The 24,100-nt window shown below is 72.4% G+C and carries 18 protein-coding genes; 6 read left to right on the top strand and 12 right to left on the bottom strand.

Annotation, left to right across the window (positions count from 1 at the left end; all coding sequences use genetic code 11):
• Positions 1 to 30: 30 nt before the first annotated feature.
• From B0I31_RS22295 to eno, 4 genes are all read right to left on the bottom strand, one after another.
• Positions 31 to 1,338 (bottom strand): lytic transglycosylase domain-containing protein, encoded by a 1,308-nt coding sequence (locus tag B0I31_RS22295; RefSeq protein WP_106617302.1) that lies wholly within the window; start codon positions 1,336 to 1,338, stop codon positions 31 to 33.
• A 166-nt stretch (positions 1,339 to 1,504) separates the two neighbouring features.
• Entirely contained in the window at positions 1,505 to 1,996 is a 492-nt protein-coding gene (locus B0I31_RS22290; RefSeq protein WP_106617542.1) for a DUF501 domain-containing protein, read from the bottom strand.
• A complete protein-coding gene (locus B0I31_RS22285; protein ID WP_106617301.1) occupies positions 1,993 to 2,544 on the bottom strand; it encodes an FtsB family cell division protein in 552 nt (183 codons plus the stop codon). The genes B0I31_RS22290 and B0I31_RS22285 overlap by 4 nt, the downstream gene beginning before the upstream one ends.
• Positions 2,544 to 3,830 (bottom strand): phosphopyruvate hydratase, encoded by a 1,287-nt coding sequence (eno, locus tag B0I31_RS22280; protein ID WP_106617300.1) that lies wholly within the window; start codon positions 3,828 to 3,830, stop codon positions 2,544 to 2,546. Before eno ends, B0I31_RS22285 begins: the two co-directional genes overlap by 1 nt.
• Before the next feature lie 109 nt (positions 3,831 to 3,939).
• Between eno and B0I31_RS22275 the strand changes: the two genes are divergently transcribed.
• The 4 genes from B0I31_RS22275 to B0I31_RS22260 all read left to right on the top strand — a co-directional run bounded on the left by B0I31_RS22275 (position 3,940) and on the right by B0I31_RS22260 (position 8,689).
• The gene (locus B0I31_RS22275; RefSeq protein ID WP_245950237.1) at positions 3,940 to 4,653 is read left to right on the top strand and encodes an alpha/beta fold hydrolase; all 714 of its coding nucleotides are present in this window, start codon (positions 3,940 to 3,942) and stop codon (positions 4,651 to 4,653) included.
• 68 nt (positions 4,654 to 4,721) lie between these two features.
• Entirely contained in the window at positions 4,722 to 5,099 is a 378-nt protein-coding gene (locus B0I31_RS22270; RefSeq protein WP_073895688.1) for a tetratricopeptide repeat protein, read from the top strand.
• Positions 5,096 to 5,455 carry a DUF6968 family protein gene (locus B0I31_RS22265; RefSeq protein ID WP_106617298.1) on the top strand — a complete coding sequence of 120 codons (360 nt, stop codon included), beginning with the start codon at positions 5,096 to 5,098 and terminating at the stop codon, positions 5,453 to 5,455. Before B0I31_RS22270 ends, B0I31_RS22265 begins: the two co-directional genes overlap by 4 nt.
• 507 nt (positions 5,456 to 5,962) lie before the next feature.
• Positions 5,963 to 8,689 carry an AfsR/SARP family transcriptional regulator gene (locus B0I31_RS22260; protein ID WP_106617297.1) on the top strand — a complete coding sequence of 909 codons (2,727 nt, stop codon included), beginning with the start codon at positions 5,963 to 5,965 and terminating at the stop codon, positions 8,687 to 8,689.
• Here the strand turns inward: B0I31_RS22260 and B0I31_RS22255 are convergent.
• From B0I31_RS22255 to mfd, 5 genes are all read right to left on the bottom strand, one after another.
• Positions 8,686 to 9,522 (bottom strand): lytic transglycosylase domain-containing protein, encoded by an 837-nt coding sequence (locus tag B0I31_RS22255; protein ID WP_106617296.1) that lies wholly within the window; start codon positions 9,520 to 9,522, stop codon positions 8,686 to 8,688. The genes B0I31_RS22260 and B0I31_RS22255 overlap by 4 nt on opposite strands.
• Before the next feature lie 848 nt (positions 9,523 to 10,370).
• Positions 10,371 to 13,556, bottom strand: coding sequence for a S41 family peptidase (locus B0I31_RS22250; RefSeq protein ID WP_106617295.1), 3,186 nt, complete (start codon positions 13,554 to 13,556; stop codon positions 10,371 to 10,373).
• Between the two features lie 328 nt (positions 13,557 to 13,884).
• Positions 13,885 to 14,799: a nucleoside triphosphate pyrophosphohydrolase gene (locus B0I31_RS22245; RefSeq protein WP_106617294.1), complete on the bottom strand. Its 915-nt coding sequence runs from the start codon at positions 14,797 to 14,799 to the stop codon at positions 13,885 to 13,887.
• Entirely contained in the window at positions 14,796 to 15,740 is a 945-nt protein-coding gene (locus B0I31_RS22240; RefSeq protein ID WP_106617293.1) for a SurA N-terminal domain-containing protein, read from the bottom strand. Before B0I31_RS22240 ends, B0I31_RS22245 begins: the two co-directional genes overlap by 4 nt.
• Before the next feature lie 13 nt (positions 15,741 to 15,753).
• On the bottom strand, positions 15,754 to 19,332 hold the full coding sequence (gene mfd / locus B0I31_RS22235) for a transcription-repair coupling factor (protein WP_181320282.1): 3,579 nt from the start codon (positions 19,330 to 19,332) through the stop codon (positions 15,754 to 15,756).
• A 150-nt stretch (positions 19,333 to 19,482) separates the two neighbouring features.
• On the opposite strand from mfd, the gene B0I31_RS22230 reads away from it, so the two are divergent.
• Positions 19,483 to 20,085 carry a DUF4291 domain-containing protein gene (locus B0I31_RS22230; protein ID WP_106617292.1) on the top strand — a complete coding sequence of 201 codons (603 nt, stop codon included), beginning with the start codon at positions 19,483 to 19,485 and terminating at the stop codon, positions 20,083 to 20,085.
• Here the strand turns inward: B0I31_RS22230 and B0I31_RS22225 are convergent.
• Positions 20,066 to 20,965: a glycosyltransferase family 2 protein gene (locus tag B0I31_RS22225; RefSeq protein ID WP_106617291.1), complete on the bottom strand. Its 900-nt coding sequence runs from the start codon at positions 20,963 to 20,965 to the stop codon at positions 20,066 to 20,068. The two genes, B0I31_RS22230 and B0I31_RS22225, sit on opposite strands and share 20 nt — an antisense overlap.
• Before the next feature lie 98 nt (positions 20,966 to 21,063).
• Here B0I31_RS22225 and B0I31_RS22220 point away from each other — a divergent pair, with 98 nt between their 5' ends.
• Positions 21,064 to 22,182: a PQQ-dependent sugar dehydrogenase gene (locus tag B0I31_RS22220; RefSeq protein ID WP_106617540.1), complete on the top strand. Its 1,119-nt coding sequence runs from the start codon at positions 21,064 to 21,066 to the stop codon at positions 22,180 to 22,182.
• A 211-nt stretch (positions 22,183 to 22,393) separates the two neighbouring features.
• On the opposite strand, the gene B0I31_RS22215 is transcribed toward B0I31_RS22220, so the two are convergent.
• On the bottom strand, positions 22,394 to 22,987 hold the full coding sequence (locus tag B0I31_RS22215) for a TetR/AcrR family transcriptional regulator (protein WP_053719425.1): 594 nt from the start codon (positions 22,985 to 22,987) through the stop codon (positions 22,394 to 22,396).
• Between the two features lie 116 nt (positions 22,988 to 23,103).
• Positions 23,104 to 24,063 carry an acyl-CoA desaturase gene (locus B0I31_RS22210; protein ID WP_106617290.1) on the bottom strand — a complete coding sequence of 320 codons (960 nt, stop codon included), beginning with the start codon at positions 24,061 to 24,063 and terminating at the stop codon, positions 23,104 to 23,106.
• Between the last annotated feature and the right edge of the window lie 37 nt (positions 24,064 to 24,100).

Here is a 24,100-nt window from a genome sequence, read left to right as displayed (position 1 = left end):
CGCCGTCCTCCGGCTCTCAAGCGGGCCGGCTCAGGTGGCCTGCATGGACGACGTGATCGACGGCGGTGCGGACGAACCCGAACCGGTCGAGGACGTGCCGCTCGACGTGCTGCCGGGCACCGTGTCGGCCGAGGTCGTCGCGACGGGCGGCGTGGTCGCCTCGGTCGTCGTCGTCGTCGTGGTCGTGGTGGTGGTCGTCGGCGTGGGGCAGCCGGGCGGGATCGACGGCGTCGTGGTGGGCGTCGTCGTGGTCGTGCTGGTCGTCGTCCCGGTCGGCCACGTGGGGCACGTCGTCGTGGTGGTCGGCACCGTCGACCCCGGCGGGAACGTCACCGTGACCGTCACCCCGGGCGGCCGGGTCGTCGTCGTGGTGGTCGTGGTGGTCGGCGGGTTGGACGTGCCGGAGGACGGCGGGGTCGTGCTGCCGGGCGGCGAGGCGTTGCTGTTGCCCGGCGTGGTGCCGTTGCCCGCGTTCTGCCCGAAGTCGTCGTCCGAGCCGACCAGGTCCGGCAGCACCGGCACGCCGTTGGCGTACACGTCCGCCCAGTACAGCACCGTGGCCACGTACTCGTTGGAATGGTTGTAGCGGAACACCGAACGGGCGCGCTGGACCGGGTCGCCCAGGTCCGAACCGTGCGCGCACAGGTAGTTGCCCGCGCCGATCGTGGCGTCGTAGATGTTGTTCGGGTTCTTCTCGCCGTCCGCGTTGCCGTCCGCCGCGTAACCGGCCCAGGTGGAGGGGATGAACTGCATCGGGCCCACGGCCCGGTCCCACGAGCGGTCGTCGTCGAACCGGCCGCCATCGGTGTCGCGGATCGCGGCCATGCCGGGCGCGCCGTTGAGCACCGGGCCCAGGATCTTGTCGACCGTGGTGCCGTTCTCGGTGACCCGGCCGCCGCGGGCGTGCCCGGACTCGATGCGGCCGATGCTGGCCAGCAGCGGCCAGTCCAGCCGGCAACCGGGAGTGGTCTGCGCCAGGCGGTCCGCCGCGCGCATGTACGCGTCGAGCATCACGCCGGGGATGCCGTGCTGGCCCTCGCGCAGGAACCCGCCCTCCAACGGGGGCAGGTCGTCCTCGAACTCCGAGGGCTCGTCGGCGTCGGCCAGCAGGCGGGCGCTCAGGTCGTCGGTCTCCGGCAGCCGGCCGGTGGCACCGAGCTTGCCCCGGGCGTCCAGCGCGAGCGTGCCGAGCACGTCACCCGGACCGGGCGGGACGGCTTCGGAACCGGCGCGGTCGGCGAGGGAGGTCCAGTCGATCGGCGAGGCCGTGTGCAGCAGCGCGGGCACCAGCATCGCCGCCGTCGCGGTGGCCGCGATGCCCCATTGCCGAGGCGTCATCGTGCCCGGATGGACCTTGGTCCGCTTCCGCCCCCGACGCTTCGACTTCGGCACAGCCACGAACTCCCCATCGACTCGTCACCCGGCCTGCAGACCAGCCTGCCTGATCCGAACGGCGGTGTCACGGGCACGCCTGAGCTTTGTGCCCGAAGAACTGCCCGTACGGTCAGTTTTTCACCTTTGACGCGCATTCACCGCTCGGCCACCACTGCGCGAGCAGGTCAAGCGCCTCGTCGCCGAACGGGTTCACCCCCCGGCCCGCGGCCAGCGAGTGCGCCACGTGGACGTGCAGGCACTTGACGCGGTCCGGCATGCCACCCGCGGTGACGGTCGTGCCGAGCGGTTCGATCGCGTCGCGCTCAGCCAAGTACACCTCGTGCGCCCGGCGGTAGCGTTCGGCCAACTGTTCATCCGCGGCCAACCGGTCGGTCATCTCCTTCATCAGCCCGGCGCCTTCCAGCCTGCTGACGTAGGAGTTCAACCGCGAGCAGGTCAGGTAGTACAGGGTCGGGAACGGCGTGCCGTCCTCCAGCCGGGGACTGGTCTGCACGACCGCCGGGTGCCCGCTGGGGCACCGCGCGGCGACCGCCCGCATCCCCCTCGGCGCGCGGCCCAACTGCGCCGCGACCGCCGCCCGGTCCTCGTCGCTCACCGTCATCGTGCCGCCGCCGAATCCCACAACTGCTCGTACCACGCCTTGTCCTCGGCCGGTTTGGTCTCCGGTCGCTGTTGGTCCAGTTCACGCTCCGCGTCACCGGGGAGCTGCACGATGTAGGGCGTCTCGCCCGGCCGCACGTAGTGCAGCCTGCGCCGTGCCTCGGCCTCCACGTGCGCCGGGTCGGCCAGTTCCCGCTTGCGCTGCTCCAGCTGCCCGACCTCGGCCCGCAGCGTCTCCTGCGAGGCCGTCACCTCGCGCAGCTCCTCGCGCTGCGCCAGGTACGTGCGCAGCGGCACGGCGATGCTCAGCGCCAGCGCGCAGACCACCATCGCCAGCAGCGCGGCCCGGCGCGTGCCGGTCATGCCGAACGCGCCACCCGTGCCCGCGCCCGCCCTGGTCCGCGCCCGGGACTGCGGCTTGCGCGCCGCCGGCCTCGGGCGCGGTGGCGTCTCGCGGCGCTCGCGCGGCTGCCCGTCGCGGGCGCGTGCAGGGCGGGACCTCGGCGTGGCCTCGCGACCACGCCGGGGTTCCCGTTCCCGTCGTGCCATCAGCTCTCCGGCGTGTACCGCGGGAAGGCCAGGTCACCGGCGTAGCGCGCGGCGTCGCCCAGGGCTTCCTCGATGCGCAGGAGCTGGTTGTACTTCGCGGTGCGCTCACCGCGGGCGGGGGCGCCGGTCTTGATCTGGCCCGCGCCGACGGCCACCGCGAGGTCGGCGATCGTGGTGTCCTCGGTCTCGCCGGACCGGTGCGACATCATCGACTTGTAGCCGTAGGACGTGGCCAGCGCGACCGCGTCCAGCGTCTCCGACAGCGTGCCGATCTGGTTGACCTTCACCAGCAGCGCGTTGGCCGCCCGGCGGGAGATGCCCTCCTCCAGCCGCTCCGGGTTGGTCACGAACAGGTCGTCGCCGACGATCTGCACGCGCTCGCCCAGCTCGGCGGTCATCTGCACCCAGCCGTCCCAGTCGTCCTCGGACAGCGGGTCCTCGATCGACACCATCGGGTAGGCGTTGACCAGCTCGGTGTAGTAGCCGGTCATCTGCTCGGCGCTGCGCTTGGTCTTCTCGAACGTGTAGGCGCCATCGGAGTAGAACTCCGTCGCGGCCACGTCCAGCGCCAGCGCGATGTCGCGGCCCGGCGTGAAGCCCGCCTTCTCGATCGCGACCAGGATCAGGTCCAGCGCGTCGCGGTTGCTCGACAGGGACGGCGCGAAACCGCCCTCGTCGCCCAGGCCGGTGCCCAGACCCTTCGACTTCAGCACCGACTTCAGCGCGTGGTAGGTCTCCGCGCCCCAGCGCAGGGCCTCGCGGAAGCTCTCCGCGCCGATCGGCGCGATCATGAACTCCTGGATGTCCACGTCGGTGTCGGCGTGCGCGCCACCGTTGAGGATGTTCAGCATCGGCACCGGCAGCACGTGCGCGTTCGGGCCGCCGACGTACCGGAACAGCTCCAGGCCGCTGGACGCCGCCGCCGCCTTCGCCACCGCCAGCGAGACGCCGAGGATGGCGTTCGCGCCCAGGCGGGACTTGTCCGGCGTGCCGTCCAGGTCGACCAGCTTCTGGTCGACCACCCGCTGCTCGACGGCCTCGATGCCGACCAGCTCGGGGCCGATCTCGTCGAGCACCGCCGTGACCGCGCGCTCGACGCCCTTGCCCAGGTAGCGCTTGGCGTCGCCGTCCCTCAGCTCGACCGCCTCGTGCTCGCCGGTCGACGCGCCGGACGGCACCGCGGCGCGCTCCAGCGTGCCGTCGTCCAACGCCACCTCTACCTCGACGGTCGGGTTGCCTCGCGAGTCCAGGATCTCGCGGGCGCCGACCTGCTCGATGACCGCCACGTGCGCTCCCTCGTCAGACCATCTGTGTATCGATGCCGAGCCTAGTTGGTGCAAGGTGTGGGACGGCCCCGGCTCGCCTGTTGGGGCACTGGCCGGAAGGGGTTCACCGGTGGTTCACGTGGCACGGGGTGGGGACGGGCCGCTGCTGGTGCTGCTGCACGGGCTCGGCGCGACGGGGTCGGTGTGGCGCGGAGCTGCGGGTTCGTGGCCCGGGTCGTGGTTGGCGGTCGACCTGCCCGGCCACGGTCGGTCCGCTCCGCTGCCGCGGTACTCGTTCGGGTCGCTGGCCGCTTCGGTGGCGGCCGTCGTCGGCTCGGGGCCGGTGGCGGTGCTGGGGCACTCGCTGGGCGGCGTGGTGGCGTTGACGCTGGCCGGCGGCTGGTTCGGGGTGGACGTGCGGGCAGTCGGCGGGCTCGGGATCAAGCTGCGGTGGACCGACGAGGAACTGGCACGGGCGGCTTCGCTGGCGGCGAAGCCCGCGCGGGTGTTCCCGACCCGCGAGGAGGCGGCGGCGTGGGCGTCGAAGCTGGCCGGCGTGCCGCTGGACGACGGCGTGGTCGAGGTCGACGGCGGGTGGCGGGCGGCGCTGGACCCGGCGGCGTTCGGGGTCGGTGCGCCGGACGTGGCGGGGCTGCTGGCGGTGGCCAAGGCACCGGTCGTGCTGGCGGCCGGCGAGGCCGACCCCATGTGCCCGCCGGAGCACCTGCGCGCGGCGCAGGCGGGTGGAATCGTGCTGCCAGGGGTGGGTCACAACGCCCACGTGGAGCAACCGTCGTCGATCAAGCCGGTGCTCGACCGGCTGCACGCCGCTCTCGTCGCGTGACACACCGATCCCGTCATCCGGTCGGCTGTCGTACGGCGGCCGGATGGCCGGGTAGCGTTGATCGAACCATGACCGACAGCACCTTCGAGGCGTTCCGCCGAGCCGAGGCGCTGCTCGCGGAACGCCGACCGCTGGAGGCGCTGCGCGAGCTGCGGGTCGTGCTCGAAGCGGCGCCGGAACGGGCCAGCGTCCAGCTGCTCGCGGGTCGGGCCTACCTGGGTTCGGCCCAGCTCAACCGTGCCGAGGCGGCGTTCCGGAAGGTGCTGGAGATCGACCCGAGCGACCACTACGCGCGGTTCGCGCTGGGTCGGACGCTGCAGCGGCAGAGCCGGTTGACCGAGGCGTTGACGCAGTTGCGGATCGCGGCGGCGATGAACCCGTCACCGGAGTACCAGGAGGCGTTGGGCGAGGTCAGCGCCCGGTTGGCGGTCGAGCGCGACCGATGACCGCCTACGAACTCGGTGCGGTGGTCGCCGACCGCCGGGTGGAAGCCGTCGCCGGTGACGGCACCCGCGCGCCGGTCGTGATCAGGATCGGCACGCCCCACCCCGACCCGCTGAGCCCGAACGGCGACTGGTGCTGCCCGCACCAGGTCGTCGGGCTGGGTGACGAGGCGGTCGGCGCCTCGTTCGGCGTGGACTCGCTGCAGGCGCTGCTGCTCAGCGTGTACCGGGTGAAGCTGGACTTGGCGGCACGGGCGGAGGCGGCCGGGGTCGAGCTGGACTGGCTGGGCCAGCCGGACCTGGGCCTGAACGTGGACCCTCGACCGCACCGGTTCCCGGGCGGTGCCGCCGACGCTTGACCGGCTCAGAGCCTCCCCGCTCGGTGGCCTCCCGCTCGGTGGCTTCCGGGCCGACTCGGTCACTTCTGGGCCGACTCGGTCACTTCCGGGCCAGCTCGGTCGCCTCCGGGCCTGCTCGGTCACCTCCCGGCAGGGTCGGCGGGCCCGGCTCGGTCACTTCCCGGCACGTCGGCGGACCTCGGTCGGCGTGGGACGATCGGCGCGCGTGTGCCGCTCTTCGGCGCCCAGGCGTGCTTCGCAGGAGTCCCCTCCAGGGGACCCCTGTCTTTATTTTGCCGGCCGGGTCCGACAATTTCGGCGGCTCGGACGTCGGCTGTGGACAGGTTGTGGACAGGGCTGGCGTGGGCGCGGTCGGGGTGTGAGGGTGGCGGCTCACCCCCCGGTGGAGCCGCCACCGGAGACAAGCATTCGGCATCGTCGGTGGGTGAACACGCCGAAAACGTGGAATCCGCTGATCACAGCGATTCCAAGAGTCAAGCGGAAGGTGCGGGCACGGGGGTTGAGCGGGTGACGGCGGAGTTGCGGGTGCTCGGCGAGGTCGAACTCCGCGTGCGCGGCTTCCGGGTGGAGGTCGGGCACGCGCGGCAGAGGTCGGTGCTGGTCGCGTTGGTCATGGACGCCAACCGGGTGGTCACGGTCGACCGGCTGCTGGACCGCGTGTGGGCGCAGCACGTGCCTCACCGCGCCCGTGACGTCGTCCGCAACTACGTCTCCCGCCTGCGCCGTCCCCTGGCCGAGGCCGGCATCGCGGTCGAACGCCGGTCCGGCGGCTACGTCCTGCACGTCGACCCCGACTCGGTGGACGTGCACCGGTTCCACCGCCTGGTCGACGACGCCCGCGCCGCCACCGACGACGAGCACGCCGCGGCCACGTTCGAGCAGGCGCTCGGGCTGTGGCGGGGCGAGGCGTTCGCGGGCCTGGACACCCCCTGGCTCGACACCGTGCGCCAAGTCCTCGACCAGGACCGGTTCGGCGCCGAGGCCGACCGGATCGACGTCGAGCTGCGCCGGGGCGGGCACGCCGCGCTCCTGCCGACGCTGCGCGCACGGGCCACCGAGCACCCGTTGGACGAACGGGTCGCCGCCCAGTACATGCTCGCCCTCTACCGGGCGGGGCGGCAGGCGGACGCGTTGACCGAGTTCGACCGGGTCCGCACCCGCCTGGCCGACGAGTTCGGCGCCGACCCCGGCCCGTCGCTGCGGTCCCTGCACCGGCAGATCCTCACCTCCGCGCCCTCGCTCACCCCGACCGCGACCGCACCCACGCCGGTGCCGCGCCAGCTGCCCGCGCTGCCGACGTCGTTCGCCGGGCGCAGCGCCGAGCTGGACGCCCTGGACGCCAGGCCGGGCGCGATCTCCACCATCGGCGGCCCCGGCGGCATCGGCAAGACGTCGCTGGCCGTGAGCTGGGCCTACCGGCACCTCGACCGGTTCCCCGATGGCCAGCTCTTCGTCGACCTGCGCGGGTTCAGCCCGGACAGCACGCCGATGGACCCGGCCGTCGCGGTCCGCGGGTTCCTGACCGCGCTGGGCGTCGAGCCGAGCCGGGTGCCCTCGGACGCGCACGCGCAGGCCGCGCTGTACCGGAGCCTGGTCGCGGACCGGCGGATGCTGGTGGTGCTGGACAACGCCCTGGACGCCGCGCAGGTCGAGCCGCTGCTGCCCGGCGGCGGGACGTGCACGGTCGTGGTGACCAGCCGCAGCAGGCCGGCGGGCGTGATCACCGGCCACGGCGCCCGGCACCTCGCGCTGGACGTGCTGTCCGATGGCGAGGCGCGCGAGCTGCTGACCCGCCGGCTGGGCACGTCCCAGGTGGCCGCCGAACCGGCCGCGGTGGCCGAGCTGACGGCGCTGGGCGGCGGGTTCCCGCTGGTGCTGAGCATCATCGCCGGGTGGGCGCACACGTGGCCGGAGCTGTCGCTGTCGGCGTTGGCGGCCGAACTGCGGGACGGCGCGCTGCACGACGACGACCCCACTGCGAGCCTGTCCACGGTGCTGTCGTGGTCGCACCGGGCGTTGACGACGGAACAGGCGGCGGTGTTCGGGCTGCTGGGCACCGCGCCCGGGCCGGACCTGAGCCTCGCCGCCGCCGCGGCGCTGACCGGAATGCCCGCGGCCAGCGCGCGGGCGGCGCTGCGGGCGTTGGAGCAGGTGTCCCTGCTGACCCGCGACCGCGCCGGCCGCTACCGCATGCACGACCTGATCCGCCGCTACGCCACCGACACCTCGCCCGCCCACCTGTCACCGAGCGACCAGGACGCCGCGCTGCGCCGGCTCGCCGACTTCTACCTGCACACCGCCCGGACCGGTGACGCGCTGCTGGAGCCGGGGACCTCGCCGTTCACGCTCGACCGGTCCGCCGGACAGCCCCTCGGGTCGCGGGCGGATGCGTTGGCGTGGTTCGAGGCCGAGCACGCGTCCCTGCTGGCCACTCAGCACGCCGCCGCGGCGCACGGCTGGCACGAGGTCGTGTGGCGGCTGGCGTGGACGTTGAAGACGTTCCACCACTGGCGCGGACACCTGTACGACGACCTGGAGTCGTGGCGGGTCGCGCTGGTCGCGGCGGACCACCTCGGCGACCCGATGGCGCAGGCGTTGAGCCACCGGTTCCTGGGGCGGGCGCAGATCAAGGTGCACCGGCACGAGGAGGCGCTGCTGCACCTGGAGCAGGCACGGGTGCTGAGCGAGCGGATCGGCGACCGGGCCAACCTCGCGTTGGCACACCAGGCGTTGGCGTGGGCGTGGGAGCTGAGCGGCGAGGACGTGCGGGCGTTGGAGCACGCCGTGCGCGCGCTGGAACTGCACACGGCGTTGGACGACCGGGTGCGCGAGGCGGGGTCGTTGAACAACGTCGGCTGGTACCTGGCGCGGCTGGGCCGGTACGAGGAGGCGCGGTCGCACTGCGAGGCGGCGCTCGTGCTGCAACGCGGGCTGGACCACCGGTACGGGGCGGCGCACACGCTGGACAGCCTCGGCTACATCCACCACCGGCTGGGCGACTACCGGGCCGCGGTCGACCACTACGAGCAGGCGCTGGTCCTGTACCGGGACGTCGGGTACAGCTACGCCGAGGCCGACACGCTCGACCACCTCGGCGCGTCGCACGCCGCGCTGGGTCGTCACGCGGACGCCCGTGACGCCTGGCAGGAGGCGCTGCGGCTGTTCCGGGCGCAGGAGCGCACCTCGGACGCCGACCGCGTGCAAGGCGACTTGGACGGTCTGCTCGTGCGTTAGCCGAGGCTGGCGCGGGCGTAGGCGTCGGCGCCGCTGTAGACGTTCTGGCCGTACTCGGTCGAGTTGTTGTAGTCCAGCACGGCGGCCCACCAGCCGGCGCCGGTGCCCAGGTCACGTCCGCCCGAGCAGAGGTAGCGGGCGGCGGCGAGGGCGGCGTCGTCGATGTTCTGCGGGTCGGGCGCCTGGCCGTCGCCGTTGGCGCGCACCGCGTACCGGGCCCACGTGGTCGGGATGAACTGCATCGGACCGACCGCCCGGTCCCACTTCGTGTCACCGTCGAGGACACCGCCGTCACTGTCCGCGATCGCCTTCACGCCGGGTGAGCCGTCCAGCGGGATGCCGATGATGGGGCGCGACGGCCGACCGTCCTCGCCCAGCCGCAGGCCGCCGATCGTGCCGTGGTGCGACTCGATCCGGCCGATGCCGGCCAGCGTCGCCCAGGACACCCGGCAGGCCGGGTTCTGCGACCGCATGACCAGGTCGGCGACCGCGTACGCGCGCAGTGCCCGTGCCGGGACGTCGGTCTTCTCCGACAACGCCGCCGCCCAGGCGATCAAGGGGTCCGCCGCGGCGGGCTGCGGTTCACCGTTCGACGGCACCGCGCCCGCCGACCCCGGGGCCGCCGCACCCGGCTGGACCTCCAGGAACGGCACCGGGAACGGCGGATCGGCGGCGGGCCGGGGCGCGGACCGGTTGAACGTGCTCAGGGCCCAGGCTCCCCCCGCCACGACGACCAGCAGCAGGAGCACCAGCGCGAGGCGTCCGACGAGGTTGCCGGCACTGCCACGCGACGGAGGGCGGGGCTCGGTCTTGGACGGCGGCGGGACGACCACCGCCCCAGGCTACGTGCTGAACACGGGTGCCCGAGCGTCCTCGCCCCGACCAATCCGGAACCGGCCGGCCGGACCCCCTACCACCAGCGCCATTCCGACCGGGCTGTCCTGAACGTTGAATTCGGGGGTCCTGAACGTAGGACACGCGCGTTCCGAACGTAGGACACGCGGGACCTGAGCGTTCGACACGCGCGGGTGTCAGGGGCTGGGCGGGGTGGGCGGCACGGTGGTGGCCGCGGGTGTGGTGGGAGTCGGTGACGGCGTGGTGGGAGGCGGTGACGGCGTGGTGGGTGAGGTGGGCGCTGTGGTGGGTGGGGTGGTCGGGGTTGGGGTTGGGGTGGTGGTGCGGGAGCGGGTGGTGGGGAGTGGGTTGGCCCTGGCGTTGGCGGTGGGGGTGGGTGGTGGTGAGTCGGGAGGTGGGGCGGCCGGTGCCGGTTGGCGGGATGGGATCGGGCGATCGGTGGGCGCGGGTGAGGTGGGCAGGGGCACGAGGAGGGGTGGGGGTGGGGTTCGGGAGGTCGCCAGGGCTTGGTGGGCCGGTTGGGCTTGCGGGGCCGGCGGGGGCGGCTGGTGGATCCGGGATGCGGTTGTCGGTGCTGGTCGGGGTGGTGTTTGAGGGGATGGTGGTGGGGCGGGGTGGCCGAAGGTCAGGACCAGGGCGGCCAGCCCGCCCGCCGCCGCCATGGGCAGCAGTACTACCGCCGGCAGGCACCCTCGCCCGCCGCGCGGCACCGCACGATGACTCAACGAAACCGAACCCCCCGGACGTGATCTTGCGTGGTACCCATTGGTCGGTTCGGGACCACCGGCCGCAAGCACCGCGACGTCACACGCCCGGGTGGACTCGATCAGGTGAGGGGCGGGAGCTGCGGCGGAACGGCCGCCGGCCTCGTCTCCAACGCCTCCAGGGCCAGCCGGACCGCCGTGTCCAACTGCGGGTCGCGCCCGGCCACCCTGTCCTGCGGCGTGACGACCACCTCGACGTCCGGGTCGACGCCGTGGTTCTCCACGCCCCACCCCGGCCCGGCGAACCACGTGGCGTAGCGCGGCTGCGTCACCAACGTGCCGTCCACCAGGTGGTACTGCATGTCGATGCCGATCACCCCGCCCCACGTGCGGGTGCCGACGACCGGCCCGATGCCCATCTCCTTGATCGCCACGTTCACGATGTCGCCGTCGGACCCGGCGAACTCGTCCGCGATCGCGACCACCGGCCCGCGCGGCGCGTCACCGGGGTAGCTGTCCGCCGTGGTGTACCCGCGCGCCACCGACCAGCCGATGATCTTGCGCCCCAGCTTCTCCACCACCAGCTCGGACGTGTGCCCGCCGCCGTTCTCCCGCACGTCCAGCACCACGGCCTCGCGCGCCAGCTCCACCCGCAGGTCGCGGTGCAGCTGCGCCCAGCCCGCGCCCATCATGTCCGGCACGTGCAGGTACCCGACCCGCCCCTCGGTCAGCTCGTGCACGCGTGCCCGCCGGTCGGCCACCCACGCGTGGTAGCGCAGCGGCTCGTCGTCCTCCAGCGGCACCACCACGACCCGGCGCGGCTCGCCGCCACCACCCGGCCGCACGGTCAGCTCCACGGGCTTGCCCGCCGTGCCGACGAGCAGCGGCGCGGGCCCGGTCAACGGGTCCACCTGCCGCCCGTCGACCGCCAGGATCGCGTCACCGGCCCGCACCGCGACCCCCGGTGCGGCCAACGGCGACCGCGCCGCCGGGTCCGACGTCTCGCCCGGGATCACCCGCACGACCCGCCACGCGCCCGCCTCGTCCCGCTCCAGGTCGGCGCCCAGCAACCCCACCGCGCGCCCGCGCGACCCGCCCGAGGGGATCACGTAGGCGTGCGACGTCCCCAGCTCGCCCTGCACCTCCCAGAGCAGGTCCACCAGGTCGCTGTAGCTGCCCAGCCGGTCCACCAGCGGCCGGTACCGCTCCAGCACGCCCGCCCAGTCCACGCCGCCCATGTCGGTGCGCCAGAAGTGGTCCCGCATCAGCCGCCCGGCCTCCGCGTAGGCCTGCCGCCACTCGGCGGCCCGGTCGACCACCACCCGCACCCGCGAGAGGTCCACGTCCACCGAGTCGTGTTCGTCGGAGTCGACCTTCCGGTCCGTGGGCACGACCCGCAGGTCACCGCCGTCCTGCACGACCATCCGCTGCCCGTCACCGGTGACCTCGAACGCGTCCACGCCGTCCACCAGCGTGTCGGTGCGCGACTTGGCCAGGTCGAACCGCTCCAGCACGGCCCGCGGCGGCCGGGCGGACGGGCCGGCCAGGTTGTCGCCCAGCACCCCCCGCAACGGCGACCGCAGCCACAGCAGCCCACCCTTGGCCGCGGTCAACCCGGCGTAGCGGGCTGCCGCGACCGGCACCGTCACCACCCGGTCGGCCAACCCGTCCAGGTCGACGACCGTGATCGGGTTCTCCTCGTCCTTGTCCTTGTCCTTGTCCGACGAGTCGTCGCCGACCGACCGGCCCAGGCGCAGCGGGTCGAACGGCGACGGCGTGGTCGCGGCCAGCGGCAGCAGGTAGGGCCGGCAGCCGGTCGGGAACGACAGGTCGAACACGTGCGCGTCGTACACGGGGTCGAAGCTGCGCACCGACAGGAACGCCAGGTACCGGCCGTCCTCGGTGAACGTCGGCGAGAAGTCGGAGAACCGCAGCGGCGTCACGTCCACCACCGACAGGTCCGTCGTGTTCGTCATCCGGATGTGCTGCAACGGTCGCGGACCGGGGTGCGACCACGCCAACCAGTTCGAGTCCGGCGCGAACGCCAGGTCGCTGACGTGCGGGTTAGCCCCCTTCAGCACCTCGCGCACCTCACCGGACTCCACCTCGACCAACAGCAGCCGCCCGTCGTGGGTGGCCACGGCCAACCGCCGCCCGTCCGGCGAGACGGCCAGCTCCAGCACCCGCCCCAGCTTGCCGACCGCCACCCGACGCGGCTCGTTGCCCGGCTCGACACCACCGATCGGCGAGAACTCCAAGCCCTCCTCGCCGTCCGCGTCGGTCACCCACACCACGTTGTCGCCGACCACGCGCGGCAGCCGTGCCCGCACACCGGGCTGCTCGGCCAACGCCCGCACCGGCCCGTCCCGGTGCGTCACCCAATGCACCGTGCCGCGCACCTCGACCACGCTCGCGCGCCCCGTCTTGTCCGGGTGGAAGTCGTCCGGCCGCGACGACACGGGCCGCGGCCTCCGCGCCGTCCGGGGACCACCGAGCCTGACGTCCAACCGCCGGGGTTGCGCACCGTCGAGGTCGTCGAGCACCCACAACTCACCCGCGTGCTGCCAGACGATCCGCTCACCGTCACCGGACGCGACCCGCGCGTAGAACTCCTGCTCGGTGTGCCGCCGCAGGTCCGACCCGTCCGCCGCCACCGAGTACAGGCTCCCGACCCCGTCGTGGTCGGACAAGAACGCGATCCTGTCACCGATCCACATCGGCGACGTCAACGAGGACGTCAACTCGGACAGGATCCGCACGAACTCCCCATCACCGTTCACGTCGACCCACAACTTGGCCGCCGCCCCACCGCGATACCGCTTCCACCAGGCCGGATCCCGCCCGTACACGGAGGTCACGACCACCTGCCCGGCCGCCCCGAACGACACGTCGTCCACCCACCCGAACGGCAACCGCCGCCCCGGCCCACCATCCGTTGGCACCGCGTGCGCCCACTGCCGGTTCGACGTCGCCTGCCCGGCCGACGTGACGGCCACGACCTCACCCCCAGCCGTCCACCCACGCACACCGGTCGTGTAGTCACCCCAGTACGTGAGCCGCTTCGCCTCACCACCCTCGACCGGCGCCAAGTGGACCTCGGGCGCACCGTCACGCCGACTGGTCCAGGCCAACAAGGTCCCCGTCGGGTCGAAGCGGGGGAAGGACACAGGCACCTGATCAGCGGTAACCCGCCAAGCCCGACCACCGTCGAGCGGGGCGAGCCACACATCGTCTTCGGCTACGAAGGTCACCAGGTTGCCGTGCAAATGCGGGAAGCGGAGGTAGGCCTCGGTCACCTCTTCGACCATATCGGACCGGCTAACCGACCAACCAAGACCCGCGAACTGACCGACCGAACTTCACACCCACAACTGACCCGCCGCCGCCCTCCGAGCTCAGCAGACTCTCCTGCCCACAGCGGACCCGCAGCCGACCGCAAAAGGCCCGATTTTACCTGGGGTTCGGGTGCTTTAGGCTGGTCGAAGCCGGGCAGGCTTGGCGGGCGCTTCATCCGCCAGGCCTGCCCGGCTTTGGCCTGCCTGGAGTACCCGTAAGGGGCCCCATGTCAAATCGAGCCTGCCCCAACCACCGAGCCTGACCCAACCACCGAGCCTCACCCAACCACCGAGCCACCCCTCAACCACCCCAGTGCGCACGCCAATCCTCAGCCCTCAACTTCCCCACCCCCACCGCCCGCGCCGACCGCTCAGCCGCCCGCACCCGCGCCTCGAACCTCCGCGCCACCGCCCGCAACTCCGTCTCCGGATCCTCCCCGGCCAACTTCGCCAACGCCGCGACCACGAACAACGTCTCCCCGGTCCCGTCACCCTCCGGCAGCAGGTCCACCGGGAACCCGGCCCTCGCCACCCGCTGCGCCAGCTTCCCCGCCAACGCCACCGCGGGCTGCCCGGTCGCCACCCCGTCGACACTCGACTCGCGCCGCTTCTCGACCTGCTTGAGCTCTTCCCACCGGTGCTCCTGCGAGGCCGCGTCACGCACCGCCGGATCCCCGCCGGAGAACACGTGCGGATGCCGCCCGACCAGCTTCGCCACCAGGTCGCCCGCCACCTCGTCGATCCCGAACGGGTCCTCGGCGTCCTCCGCCGCGATCCGCGCGTGGAACAGCACCTGCAGCAGCACGTCGCCGAGCTCTTCCCGCAACGCCGCCCGGTCGCCGTCCTCGATGGCTTCCAGCAGCTCGTAGGTCTCCTCGACCAGGTACTGCCGCAACGACTTGTGGTCCTGCTCGGCGTCCCACGGGCACCCGCCGGGCGAGCGCAGCCGGTCCATCACGGCCACCGCGTCCAGCACCGGCGCGCCGGGCGTCCGGATCACCTCGGACCCCGCCGAGATCAGCTCCACCGCCGCCGGCTCGCCCGGGTCCGTCGTGATCAACACGACCGAGGGCCCCGCCGCGAACTCCGACACCGGCACCGCCGACCACGCCGCGGCGTCCACGCCCTCCCCCGCGTACACCACCGCCGCGCCCCGCAATGCGGGTAGCGCGGCGGCGGGCAGAACCGGGGTGGTGCCTACGACGACAACGGTCACGGCGACTTCTGCCGCACCGTCGCCTGGTAGCCGCTCAACTCGCCCTCGCTCGGCGCGAGCGAGATGGCGGCGCCGTCCCACAGCCCGTACCGCGGGTTGACCTGGATCTCGGGCTCACCGGCCAGCGTGTAGACCAGCCGCAGCCCGATCTGCTCCAGCAGCTGCGGCGTCAGCTGCTCGGTGGACGAGTCGCCGGACGACCGCACGTCGGTCTTGCGGTCGGTCACGTACGCCACGATCCACTGCGCGCTGCTCGGGTCCGGCGCGAACGCCACCACGGTGCCGGCCGGCACGCCGAACAGCGGCGACTGCGCGGCCTGCGGCGACTCGGCCGACCGCACCCGCTCGCCTTCGTTGGACAGCTTCCGGCCGTCGACGCCCTGCGGCGCGGCGGCCACGAACTCGGCCATCTTCGCCGGGTCCGCCGCGACCTGCTTGGCCTTCTCGACGGCCTCGGCGTTGTCCTTGGTGAAGAAGTAGTCGAACGTGACTTCCATCCGGTCGACGTACTTGCGCGCCAGCTCGACCGCCAGCAGCTGGTCGCGGGCCCGCTCGCGGAACGTCGCCGGGTCGTACACCGTGTTCTGCGAGGCCAGTTCCGCGCCGCCGGCCTGCTCGACCGACTCGGTCACGGCCTCCTCGGACACGGACACGCCCTCGCGCCGGGCCGCCTGCTCGATCAGCTCGTGCTGCACGCCCAGGGTTACCAGCTGCCGCGCGACCTGGTCGAGTTTGCGCTGGTCGTGCAGCTTCTGGGCCTCGGGCTCCTTCTTGAGCACGATGTCCAGCCGCTGCTGCACCTGCTCCAGCGGCAGCACGGTGTCGCCGACGATCGCGGCCGAGCCGACGTGACTCGGCCCGGTGCCGCAGCCGGCCACCAGCACAGCCACCGAAGCGACAGCCGCGCCGATCAGGGTGAAGCGCCTCTGCACAGTCCTCACGACCAGTACCTTCTCACGTCCTCGTGACGCCGCTCACGGGAGTCCCCGCCAAGGATTCCAGGAAGTGCGCGCACCAATCCAGCAGCTCCTGGTCGCGCAACTGGGGTGCGCCCATCCGGCCGCCGGCCGCTCCCTCGGTCGGACGCAGCACGCTGACCGTGCGCGCGGCCTGCTTGTGGACCGCCTTCGGGAACAGCCGGCGCAGCCGCACCAGCTGGCTGTCCTTCAGCTCCAGCGGCGCGAAGCGGATCGTGGCGCCCTGGGTGGCGACCTCCGTCACGCCGTGCGCGCGGCACGTCTGCCGGAACCTGGCCACCGCGAGCAGCCGTTCCACCGGCAGCGGCGGCGTGCCGTAGCGGTCCTTCAGCTCGTCCCACACGCTCTGCAACGCCTCGGCGTCGCTCGCCGCGGCGATCTTGCGGTACGCCTCCAGCCGGAGCCGCTCGCCGGGCACGTAGTCGTGCGGGATGTGCGCGTCCACGGGCAGGTCGACGCGGACCTCGGCCAGGTCCTCCTCGACCTCGCCGTCCGCGCCCGCGTGCTTGCGGAACGCCTCCACGGCCTCGCCGACCAGCCGCACGTACAGGTCGAACCCGACGCCCGCGATGTGCCCGGACTGCTCGGCGCCGAGGATGTTGCCCGCGCCGCGGATCTCCAGGTCCTTCATGGCCACCGCCATGCCCGCGCCCAGCTCGGTGTTCTGCGCGATCGTGGCCAGCCGGTCGTGCGCGGTCTCGGTCAGCGGCGCCTCGGGCGGGTAGAGGAAGTAGGCGTAGCCGCGTTCCCGGCCGCGGCCGACGCGCCCGCGCAGCTGGTGCAGCTGGGCCAGGCCGAGCAGGTCGCCGCGCTCCACGATGAGCGTGTTGGCGTTGGAGATGTCCAGGCCGGTCTCGACGATCGTGGTGCACACGAGCACGTCGTACTCGTTCTCCCAGAAGCCCTGGATGATCTTCTCCAGCTTGTCCTCGTTCATCTGGCCGTGCGCGGTGATCACGCGGGCCTCGGGGACCAGCTCGCGCAGGTGCCGCGCGGCGCGTTCGATCGAGGACACGCGGTTGTGCACGTAGAACACCTGGCCGTCGCGCAGCAGCTCGCGGCGGATCGCGGCGGCGACCTGCTTGTCGTCGTACCCGCCGACGTAGGTCAGGATCGGGTGCCGCTCCTCGGGCGGGGTGAGGATGGTGGACATCTCCCGGATGCCCGCCAGCGACATCTCCAGGGTGCGCGGGATCGGCGTGGCGGACATCGTGAGCACGTCCACGTGCGTGCGCAGCGCCTTGATGTGCTCCTTGTGCTCGACGCCGAACCGCTGCTCCTCGTCCACGATCACCAGGCCGAGGTCTTTGTAGCGCAGGCTCTTCTGCAGCAGCCGGTGCGTGCCGATGACGATGTCCACCTCGCCGTCGGCCAGGCCGGCGATCGTCTGCTCGGCCTCCTGCGGGTCGGTGAACCGGGACAGGCCCTTGATGTTCACCGGGAACGCCCGCATGCGCTCGCTGAACGTGTTCAGGTGCTGCTGGGCGAGCAGCGTGGTCGGCACGAGCACCACGACCTGCTTGCCGTCCTGCACCGCCTTGAACGCCGCCCGCACCGCGATCTCGGTCTTGCCGTAGCCGACGTCGCCGCAGATCACCCGGTCCATCGGGACGGTGCGCTGCATGTCGGCCTTGACCTCGTCGATCGCCGCCATCTGGTCGATCGTCTCGGTGAACGGGAACGCGTCCTCCAGCTCGCGCTGCCACGGCGTGTCCGGCGCGAACGCGTGACCGGGCGCGGCCTGGCGCGCGGCGTAGAGCTGGACCAGCTCGGCGGCGATCTGCTTGACCGCCTTCTTGGCCTTGGCTTTGGTGTTCTTCCAGTCGCTGCCGCCCAGCTTGTTCAGCGTGGGCAGCTCGCCGCCGACGTAGCGGGACACCTCGTCGAGCTGGTCGGTCGGCACGAACAGCCGGTCGCCGGGCTGGCCGCGCTTGCTGGAGCCGTACTCCAGGACCAGGTACTCGCGGGTCGCGGTGTTGCCGGCGGTGTCCTTGGTCGTGCGCTGCACCATCTCGACGTACTTGCCGATGCCGTGCTGCTCGTGCACCACGTAGTCGCCGGGCCGCAGGGCCAGCGGGTCGACCGCGTTGCGGCGGCGGCTGGGCATGCGGCGCATGTCCTTGGTGGACGTGCCGTGCCGCCCGCCGGTGAGGTCGGTCTCGGTGAGCACGACCAGGGCCAGCTCGGGCAGCGAGAAGCCGTCCTCCAGCGCGCCCCGCACGACCGTGACCGCGCCCTTGCGCGGCGCGGTGTCCAGGGTCTCGCGGAGCACGACGGTCACGTCGGCTTCGCGCAGCTGCTCGGTGGCGCGCTGGGCCGTGCCCGCGCCGGGGACGACGAGCACCGCCGTGCCGCCGGAGACGGTGTGCGCGCGCAGGTCGGCGAACGCCCGGTCGATGTCGCCCTGGTAGGCCTCGACCTGCTTGAGCTCCAGCCGGACGACGTCCTCGCCCTCGGTGGTGAGCCGGCTGAGCGTCCACCAGGGGCGGCCCTGCGCCCGCGCGGACTGCGCCACGTCGGCCAGGCCGTGGTAGGCGCTGGAGTCCAGGTCGATGGGGCTCTGCCCGCCGCCCGCCGCGGCCATCCAGGACGCTTCCAGGAACTCCTGGCCGGTGCGCACGAGGTCCGCGGCGCGGGCCCGGATCTTCTCCGGGTCGTTCAGCACGACGTGCGTGCCCTCGGGGACGACGTCGGTGAGCAGTTGCAGCTCGCCCTCGCACAGGGCCGGGATGAGGGCTTCCATGCCCTCCGCCGGGATGCCCTCGGCGATCTTGGTCAGCAGCTCGCTCAGGTGGGCGTCGGCCGTGTGCCGCTCGGCCAGCGCCGCCGCCTTGGCCCTGACGTCCGCGGTCAGCAGCAGCTCGCGGCACGGCGGCGCGACGAACCCGTCGACCTCCTGCGGCAGCGACCGCTGGTCGGCGACCGCGAACGGGCGGATCTCGCTGACCTCGTCGCCCCAGAACTCGACCCGCAGCGGGTGCTCGGCGGTCGGCGGGAAGATGTCCAGGATGCCGCCGCGGACGGCGAACTCGCCGCGCTTCTCGACCATGTCGACGCGGGTGTAGGCGATCTCGGTCAGGTTGACCAGCAGCGCCTCGAAGTCGTGCTCCGAGCCGACCGCCAGGCGCACCGGCTTCAGCTCGCCCAGGCCGGGCGCCATCGGCTGGATCAGGCTGCGGACCGTGGTGATGACGACCTTGAGCGGGTTGCCGTCCGGGTGGGCCAGCCGGCGCAGCACCTCCAGCCGGGCGCCGACCGTGTCCGCCCTCGGTGACAGCCGCTCGTGCGGCAGCGTCTCCCAGGACGGGAACAGCGCCACCTGCTCGGCGCCGATGAGGTCGCACAGCACGGCCTTGAGGTCGTCCGCCTCACGGCCGGTCGCGGTGACCGCGAGCACGGGCGCGTGGTTCGCCAGGGCCGCCGCGACCAGCGGCCGGGCCGCCGGCGGTCCTTCCAGTTCGAGGTCGGGCACGCCGACCGAGTCGGCGAGGGCGCGCAGCGCCTTGTCGGGCAGGACGGCGGTCAGCAGGCCGGACAGCGGGCCGGGCTGGGGCATTGCGGTGGCTCCCCGATTCCAAACGCGGACAGACCCCTGCCCGGGACCGAACGTCCACGTCCACCGGAGGGGTTCTCGACTGCCCAGCCTACGGCCCTCCCCCGCCGGGTGCGCCGTGATTTCGGTTGACCGCGGGGTGACCCTGGGTACGTGGAGCAGAGAGAGATCAGAGCCGACTACGACGATCGGCACATCACCGTGTACCAGGCTTACCCGCCCGCCATCGCCGAGCCCGCGCTGGCCGCGGGGCGGTTCGTGCCGCCGTTCAAGCGCGGCCGGATGACGTGGATCAAGCCGTCGTTCCTGTGGATGATGTACCGCTCCGGGTGGGGCACCAAGCCCGACCAGGAACGCGTGCTGGCCGTGCGAATCACCCGATCGGGGTTCGACTGGGCGGTGCGGGAGGCCGTGCCGAGCCACGAGGGCGTCGGGCTGAAACCGGACGTGCGCGTGCAGTGGGACCCCGAGCGGAGCCTGCGGCTGGGCGAGCTGCCGTACCGGTCGTTGCAGCTCGGGCTGGCCGGTGAGGCGTCGCGGCGGTACGTGGACGAGTGGGTCGTGGGGCTGACCGACGTGACGCCGTTGGCGCGGGAGGTGCACGCGCTCGTGCGGGCGGGTGACCTGGACGGCGCGCGTGCCCTGCTGCCCGTGGAGCGGCCCTACCCGATGCCGGTCAACTCAGCGCCGGTCAACTCAGAGCCGGTCAGCCCGGGGCCGGTCAGCCCGGGGCCGGTCAGCTCGGACGGGCGGTGAGCACGGCCTTCAGCGCCGCCGGGTCGACCGCAGTCGGCACGAGGTCGGCGAGCCGGTCCGCCAGCCGGGTGTCGCGGAACAGCACGCCTGCCGCGAGGCCCTCGGCCACCGCCGCCCCGTCCCGCTCGCGCGCCGCGTACACGGCCGCCAGCTCGCCGTCGAGCAGGCGTTCGTAGTCCTCTCGCCAGTGCCAGCCGACGTCCGCGCCGAGCCGGGTGTTCGCCGCGTAGGCCGAGCCGCCGTTGGCGATCTTGCGCGCGTAGTGCTCGTAGCCGCGGTCGGGCACGTGCAGGATCTCCAGGGGCGTGAGAGGTGACTCCGCGCCGATCAGGGGACCGGTCGCGGTGTGGTTGCCCTGCGCCACGTCCACGTCCGGGTCGGCCCGGTGGCACACCTTGGGACCGATGCGCGTGCCGCGCGCCGACAGCGAGGCGGTGTCCCTGATGACGAGGCGGTCCACCCAGGCCGCGGTCGGGTCGACCGCCGGGTCGGGGACGAGGTTGTCGCGGCGCGACCGGACCAGTCCCGCCGGGCCGGCGGCGGCGAACGCGGCCGGGAGCGCGTCCCGCCCGGGGGTCGTCTCCCCGGCCGGCCAGAAGAACTCGTCGGCGTCGGCGTTGATCACCCAGTCCGCGCCGAGGTGGGCGGCGCGCCTGGCCATGCGGGTCACCCAGCGGCCCTGCTCGTAGTCCTGGCTCGGCTCGTGGTGCAGTTCGAGCACGCCCGCGGCCTGGTAGGACTCCAGGATCTCCACGGTGCCGTCACGCGAGCCGTTGTCGGTCGCGACGATGAAGTCCACCCCGGCGGCGAGGTGGTGCTCGACGGTCGCGGCGACCACGTCGGCCTCGTCACGCACCAACAACGTCATCAGCACGCGCACGGCACAACCCCCCAAGTCCCCGTTCGGGCACGGGCAGCGTACGGGATCACCGGACGCGTGAACGGGGAGCACACACGGGGGTTGCCATGCTGGTCGGCATGCGTCGGTTTGTCGGGTTCGCTGCGGTGCTGGCCGCGTGTGCGGCGTGTTCGGCCGAGGGTTCCGGCGGCAGCGCGCCGTCGACGACCACGCCCGAGGGGCTGAAGGTCGAGGTCGTGGCGTCCGGGCTGAGCCACCCGTGGGACGTGGGGTTCCTGCCGGACGGTCGGGTGCTCGTGCCGCAGCGGCCGGGGCGGATCGCGTTGGTCGCGGATGGTCGGGTGACCGACGTCGAGGCCGATCTCGGTGACGTGGAGGCGCGGGGTGAGGGCGGGCTGATGAGCCTGGTCGTGCACCCGGACTTCGCCACCAGCAGGCGGTTCACCACGTGCTTCAACACGTCGTCGGACGTGCGGCTGGTGACGTGGGAGCTGGACGGGACCAAGGCGACCAGGGTGAAGGACCCGCTGCTCTCAGGCCTGCCAACGGCGTCGAGCGGACGTCACTCCGGGTGCCGGATGGCGCTCGACCGTGACGGGAACCTGCTGATCGGGACGGGTGACACCGCTCGCGGCACGGTCTCGCAGGACAAGTCGAGCCTCGGCGGCAAGGTGCTGCGGGTCGACCTGGCGACCGGTGAGGGCGTGCCGGGCAACCCGTTCGGCGACCGGATCTACACCTACGGGCACCGCAACGTGCAGGGTGTCGCGGTCCGGCAGGACGGCATGGTGTTCACCGCCGAGCACGGGCCGGACGTGGACGACGAGGTCAACGTGCTCAAGGCCGGTGGGAACTACGGCTGGGACCCGTCGAAGGGCGGCACGACCGGCGGGTACGACGAGGACGTGCCGATGACGGACCTCTCGCGCTTCCCCGACGCCGTGTCGGCCGTGTGGTCGTCCGGGCGTCCGACCGAGGCGATCTGCGACGCCGCTTTCCTGGTGGGCGAGCAGTGGGGCTCCCTCAACGGCGTCCTGGCCGTGACCGCCCTGAAGGGCTCGAAGCTCCTGCTCTTCACCGTCACCCAAGAGGGTGGCGTCCACTCCGTCGCCATCCCCTCGGAACTGGACGACACCCACGGCCGCCTCCGCGCCGCCGAACTGGGCCCCGACAACGCCCTCTACGTCACCACCTCGAACGGCACCGACGACAAACTCCTCCGCATCACCAACAACTAACCGCGAGAGTCCAACGCTCAGCGCCCGAGAGTCGTACGTTCACGCACCCTGAATTCAACGCTCACGACGAACGGTCGATGGCCGAGTGTTGAATTCAGGGGTCCTGAGCGTTGGACTCTCGCGCGCTGAGCGTTGGACTCTCGCGGCGTGAGCGTTGGACTCTCGCGGCGTGAGCGTTGGACTCTCGCGGCGTGAGCGTTGGACTCTCGCGTCAGCGGGTGCGGAGGCGGGGTTTGTGGTCCATGTGGGACAGGCCCTTCCAGGCCAGGTTGACCAGGTGGGCGGCCACTTCGTCCTTCTTCGGCTTGCGGACCTCGAGCCACCACTGGCCCGTCAGGGCCACCATGCCCACCAAAGCCTGGGAGTAGAGGGCGGCCAGCTTGCGGTCGTAGCCCTGGCGGGAGAAGTGCAGGCCCAGGATCGACTCCACCTGGGACGCGATGTCGTTCAGCAACGACGAGAACGTGCCGGTGGACGACGCCACGGGCGAGTCGCGCACCAGGATCCGGAAGCCGTCCGTCGAACCCTCGATGTAGTCCAGCAACGCGCACGCCGCCTGTTCCAGCAGCTCACGCGGGTGCCCGCCGGACAGCGCGTTGACGATGTGGTCCATCAGGTACTGCATCTCGCGGTCCACCACGACCGCGTAGATGCCTTCCTTGCCGCCGAAGTGCTCGTACACCACGGGCTTGGACACGCCGGCCCGGTGCGCGATCTCCTCGATGGACGTGACCTCGAAGCCCTTCTCGGCGAACAACGCGCGGGCCACGTCGAGCAGTTGCTCGCGCCGCTCCTTGCCCGTCATCCGCACGCGCGGCACCGGTGTCCCGTCGCCACGCCGTCTCACCGCCACCCAGACCACCCTAAACGCCTGCCCCCCGCGTGGGACGCGAGGGGCAGGCGACAGCTCGTTCCGACCGCTTACTTCTTGGTGCTGATGCGGGCCAGGCGCTGCTGGTTCGGCCAGCGCACGTTGGTCGCCCAGCCGAACTTCTCGAACAGCCAGATCATCCGCGCGGACGTGTCGATCTGACCGCGCTTGACGCCGTGCCGCGCACAGGTCGGGTCGGCGTGGTGCAGGTTGTGCCACGACTCGCCGAAGCTCAGGATCGCCAGCGCCCACACGTTCGCGGAACGGTCACGCGCGGCGAACGGGCGGTCGCCCACCATGTGGCAGATCGAGTTGACCGACCACGTCACGTGGTGCAGGAACGCCACCCGGACCAGACCGGCCCAGAAGAACGCCGACAGCGCACCGGCCCACGACATGGTGACCAGACCACCGATCACGGCGGGGGCGAGCAGGCTGATGGTCGTCCACAGCCAGAACAGCTTGTCGATCTTGACCAGGTCCTCGTCGGCCAGCAGGTCCGGCGCGAAGCGCTGCGCGTTGGTCTTGTCGCGCTCGAACAGCCAGCCCATGTGCGCGTGCCAGAAGCCCTTGGCCAGCGCGACCGGGCCGCTGCCGAACAGCCACGGCGAGTGCGGGTCGCCCTCGCGGTCGGAGAACGCGTGGTGACGGCGGTGGTCGGCGACCCAGACGATCACCGGTCCCTGCAGCGCCATGCTGCCCGCGATCGCGAGACCGATCTTGAGGGCGCGGTTGGCCTTGAAAGAGCCGTGCGTGAAGTACCGGTGGTACCCGATCGTCACGCCGAGGCCGGCCAGGTAGTAGAACGCGACGAACAGCGCGACGTCGACCCAGCCCAGACCCCACCCCCAGGCGAGCGGGACGGCCGCGAGCAGAGCCAGGAACGGCACGATGACGAACACGTACACGCTGAACTGCTCGACGTGACCGCGTCGCCCTTCGATCATCGGCTTGGGTCCGCGATCCTCCGGACCTTGCGGCGTGGACCTGCTCTCCAGGGTGCTGGTCATACATGTACCTCGTTGTGTATCGGTGCTACTTACGGAA

The sequence above is a fragment of the Saccharothrix carnea genome (genome assembly GCF_003014735.1).
GTDB lineage: Bacteria > Actinomycetota > Actinomycetes > Mycobacteriales > Pseudonocardiaceae > Actinosynnema > Actinosynnema carneum.
This window is presented reverse-complemented; position numbering and strand designations above follow the sequence as displayed.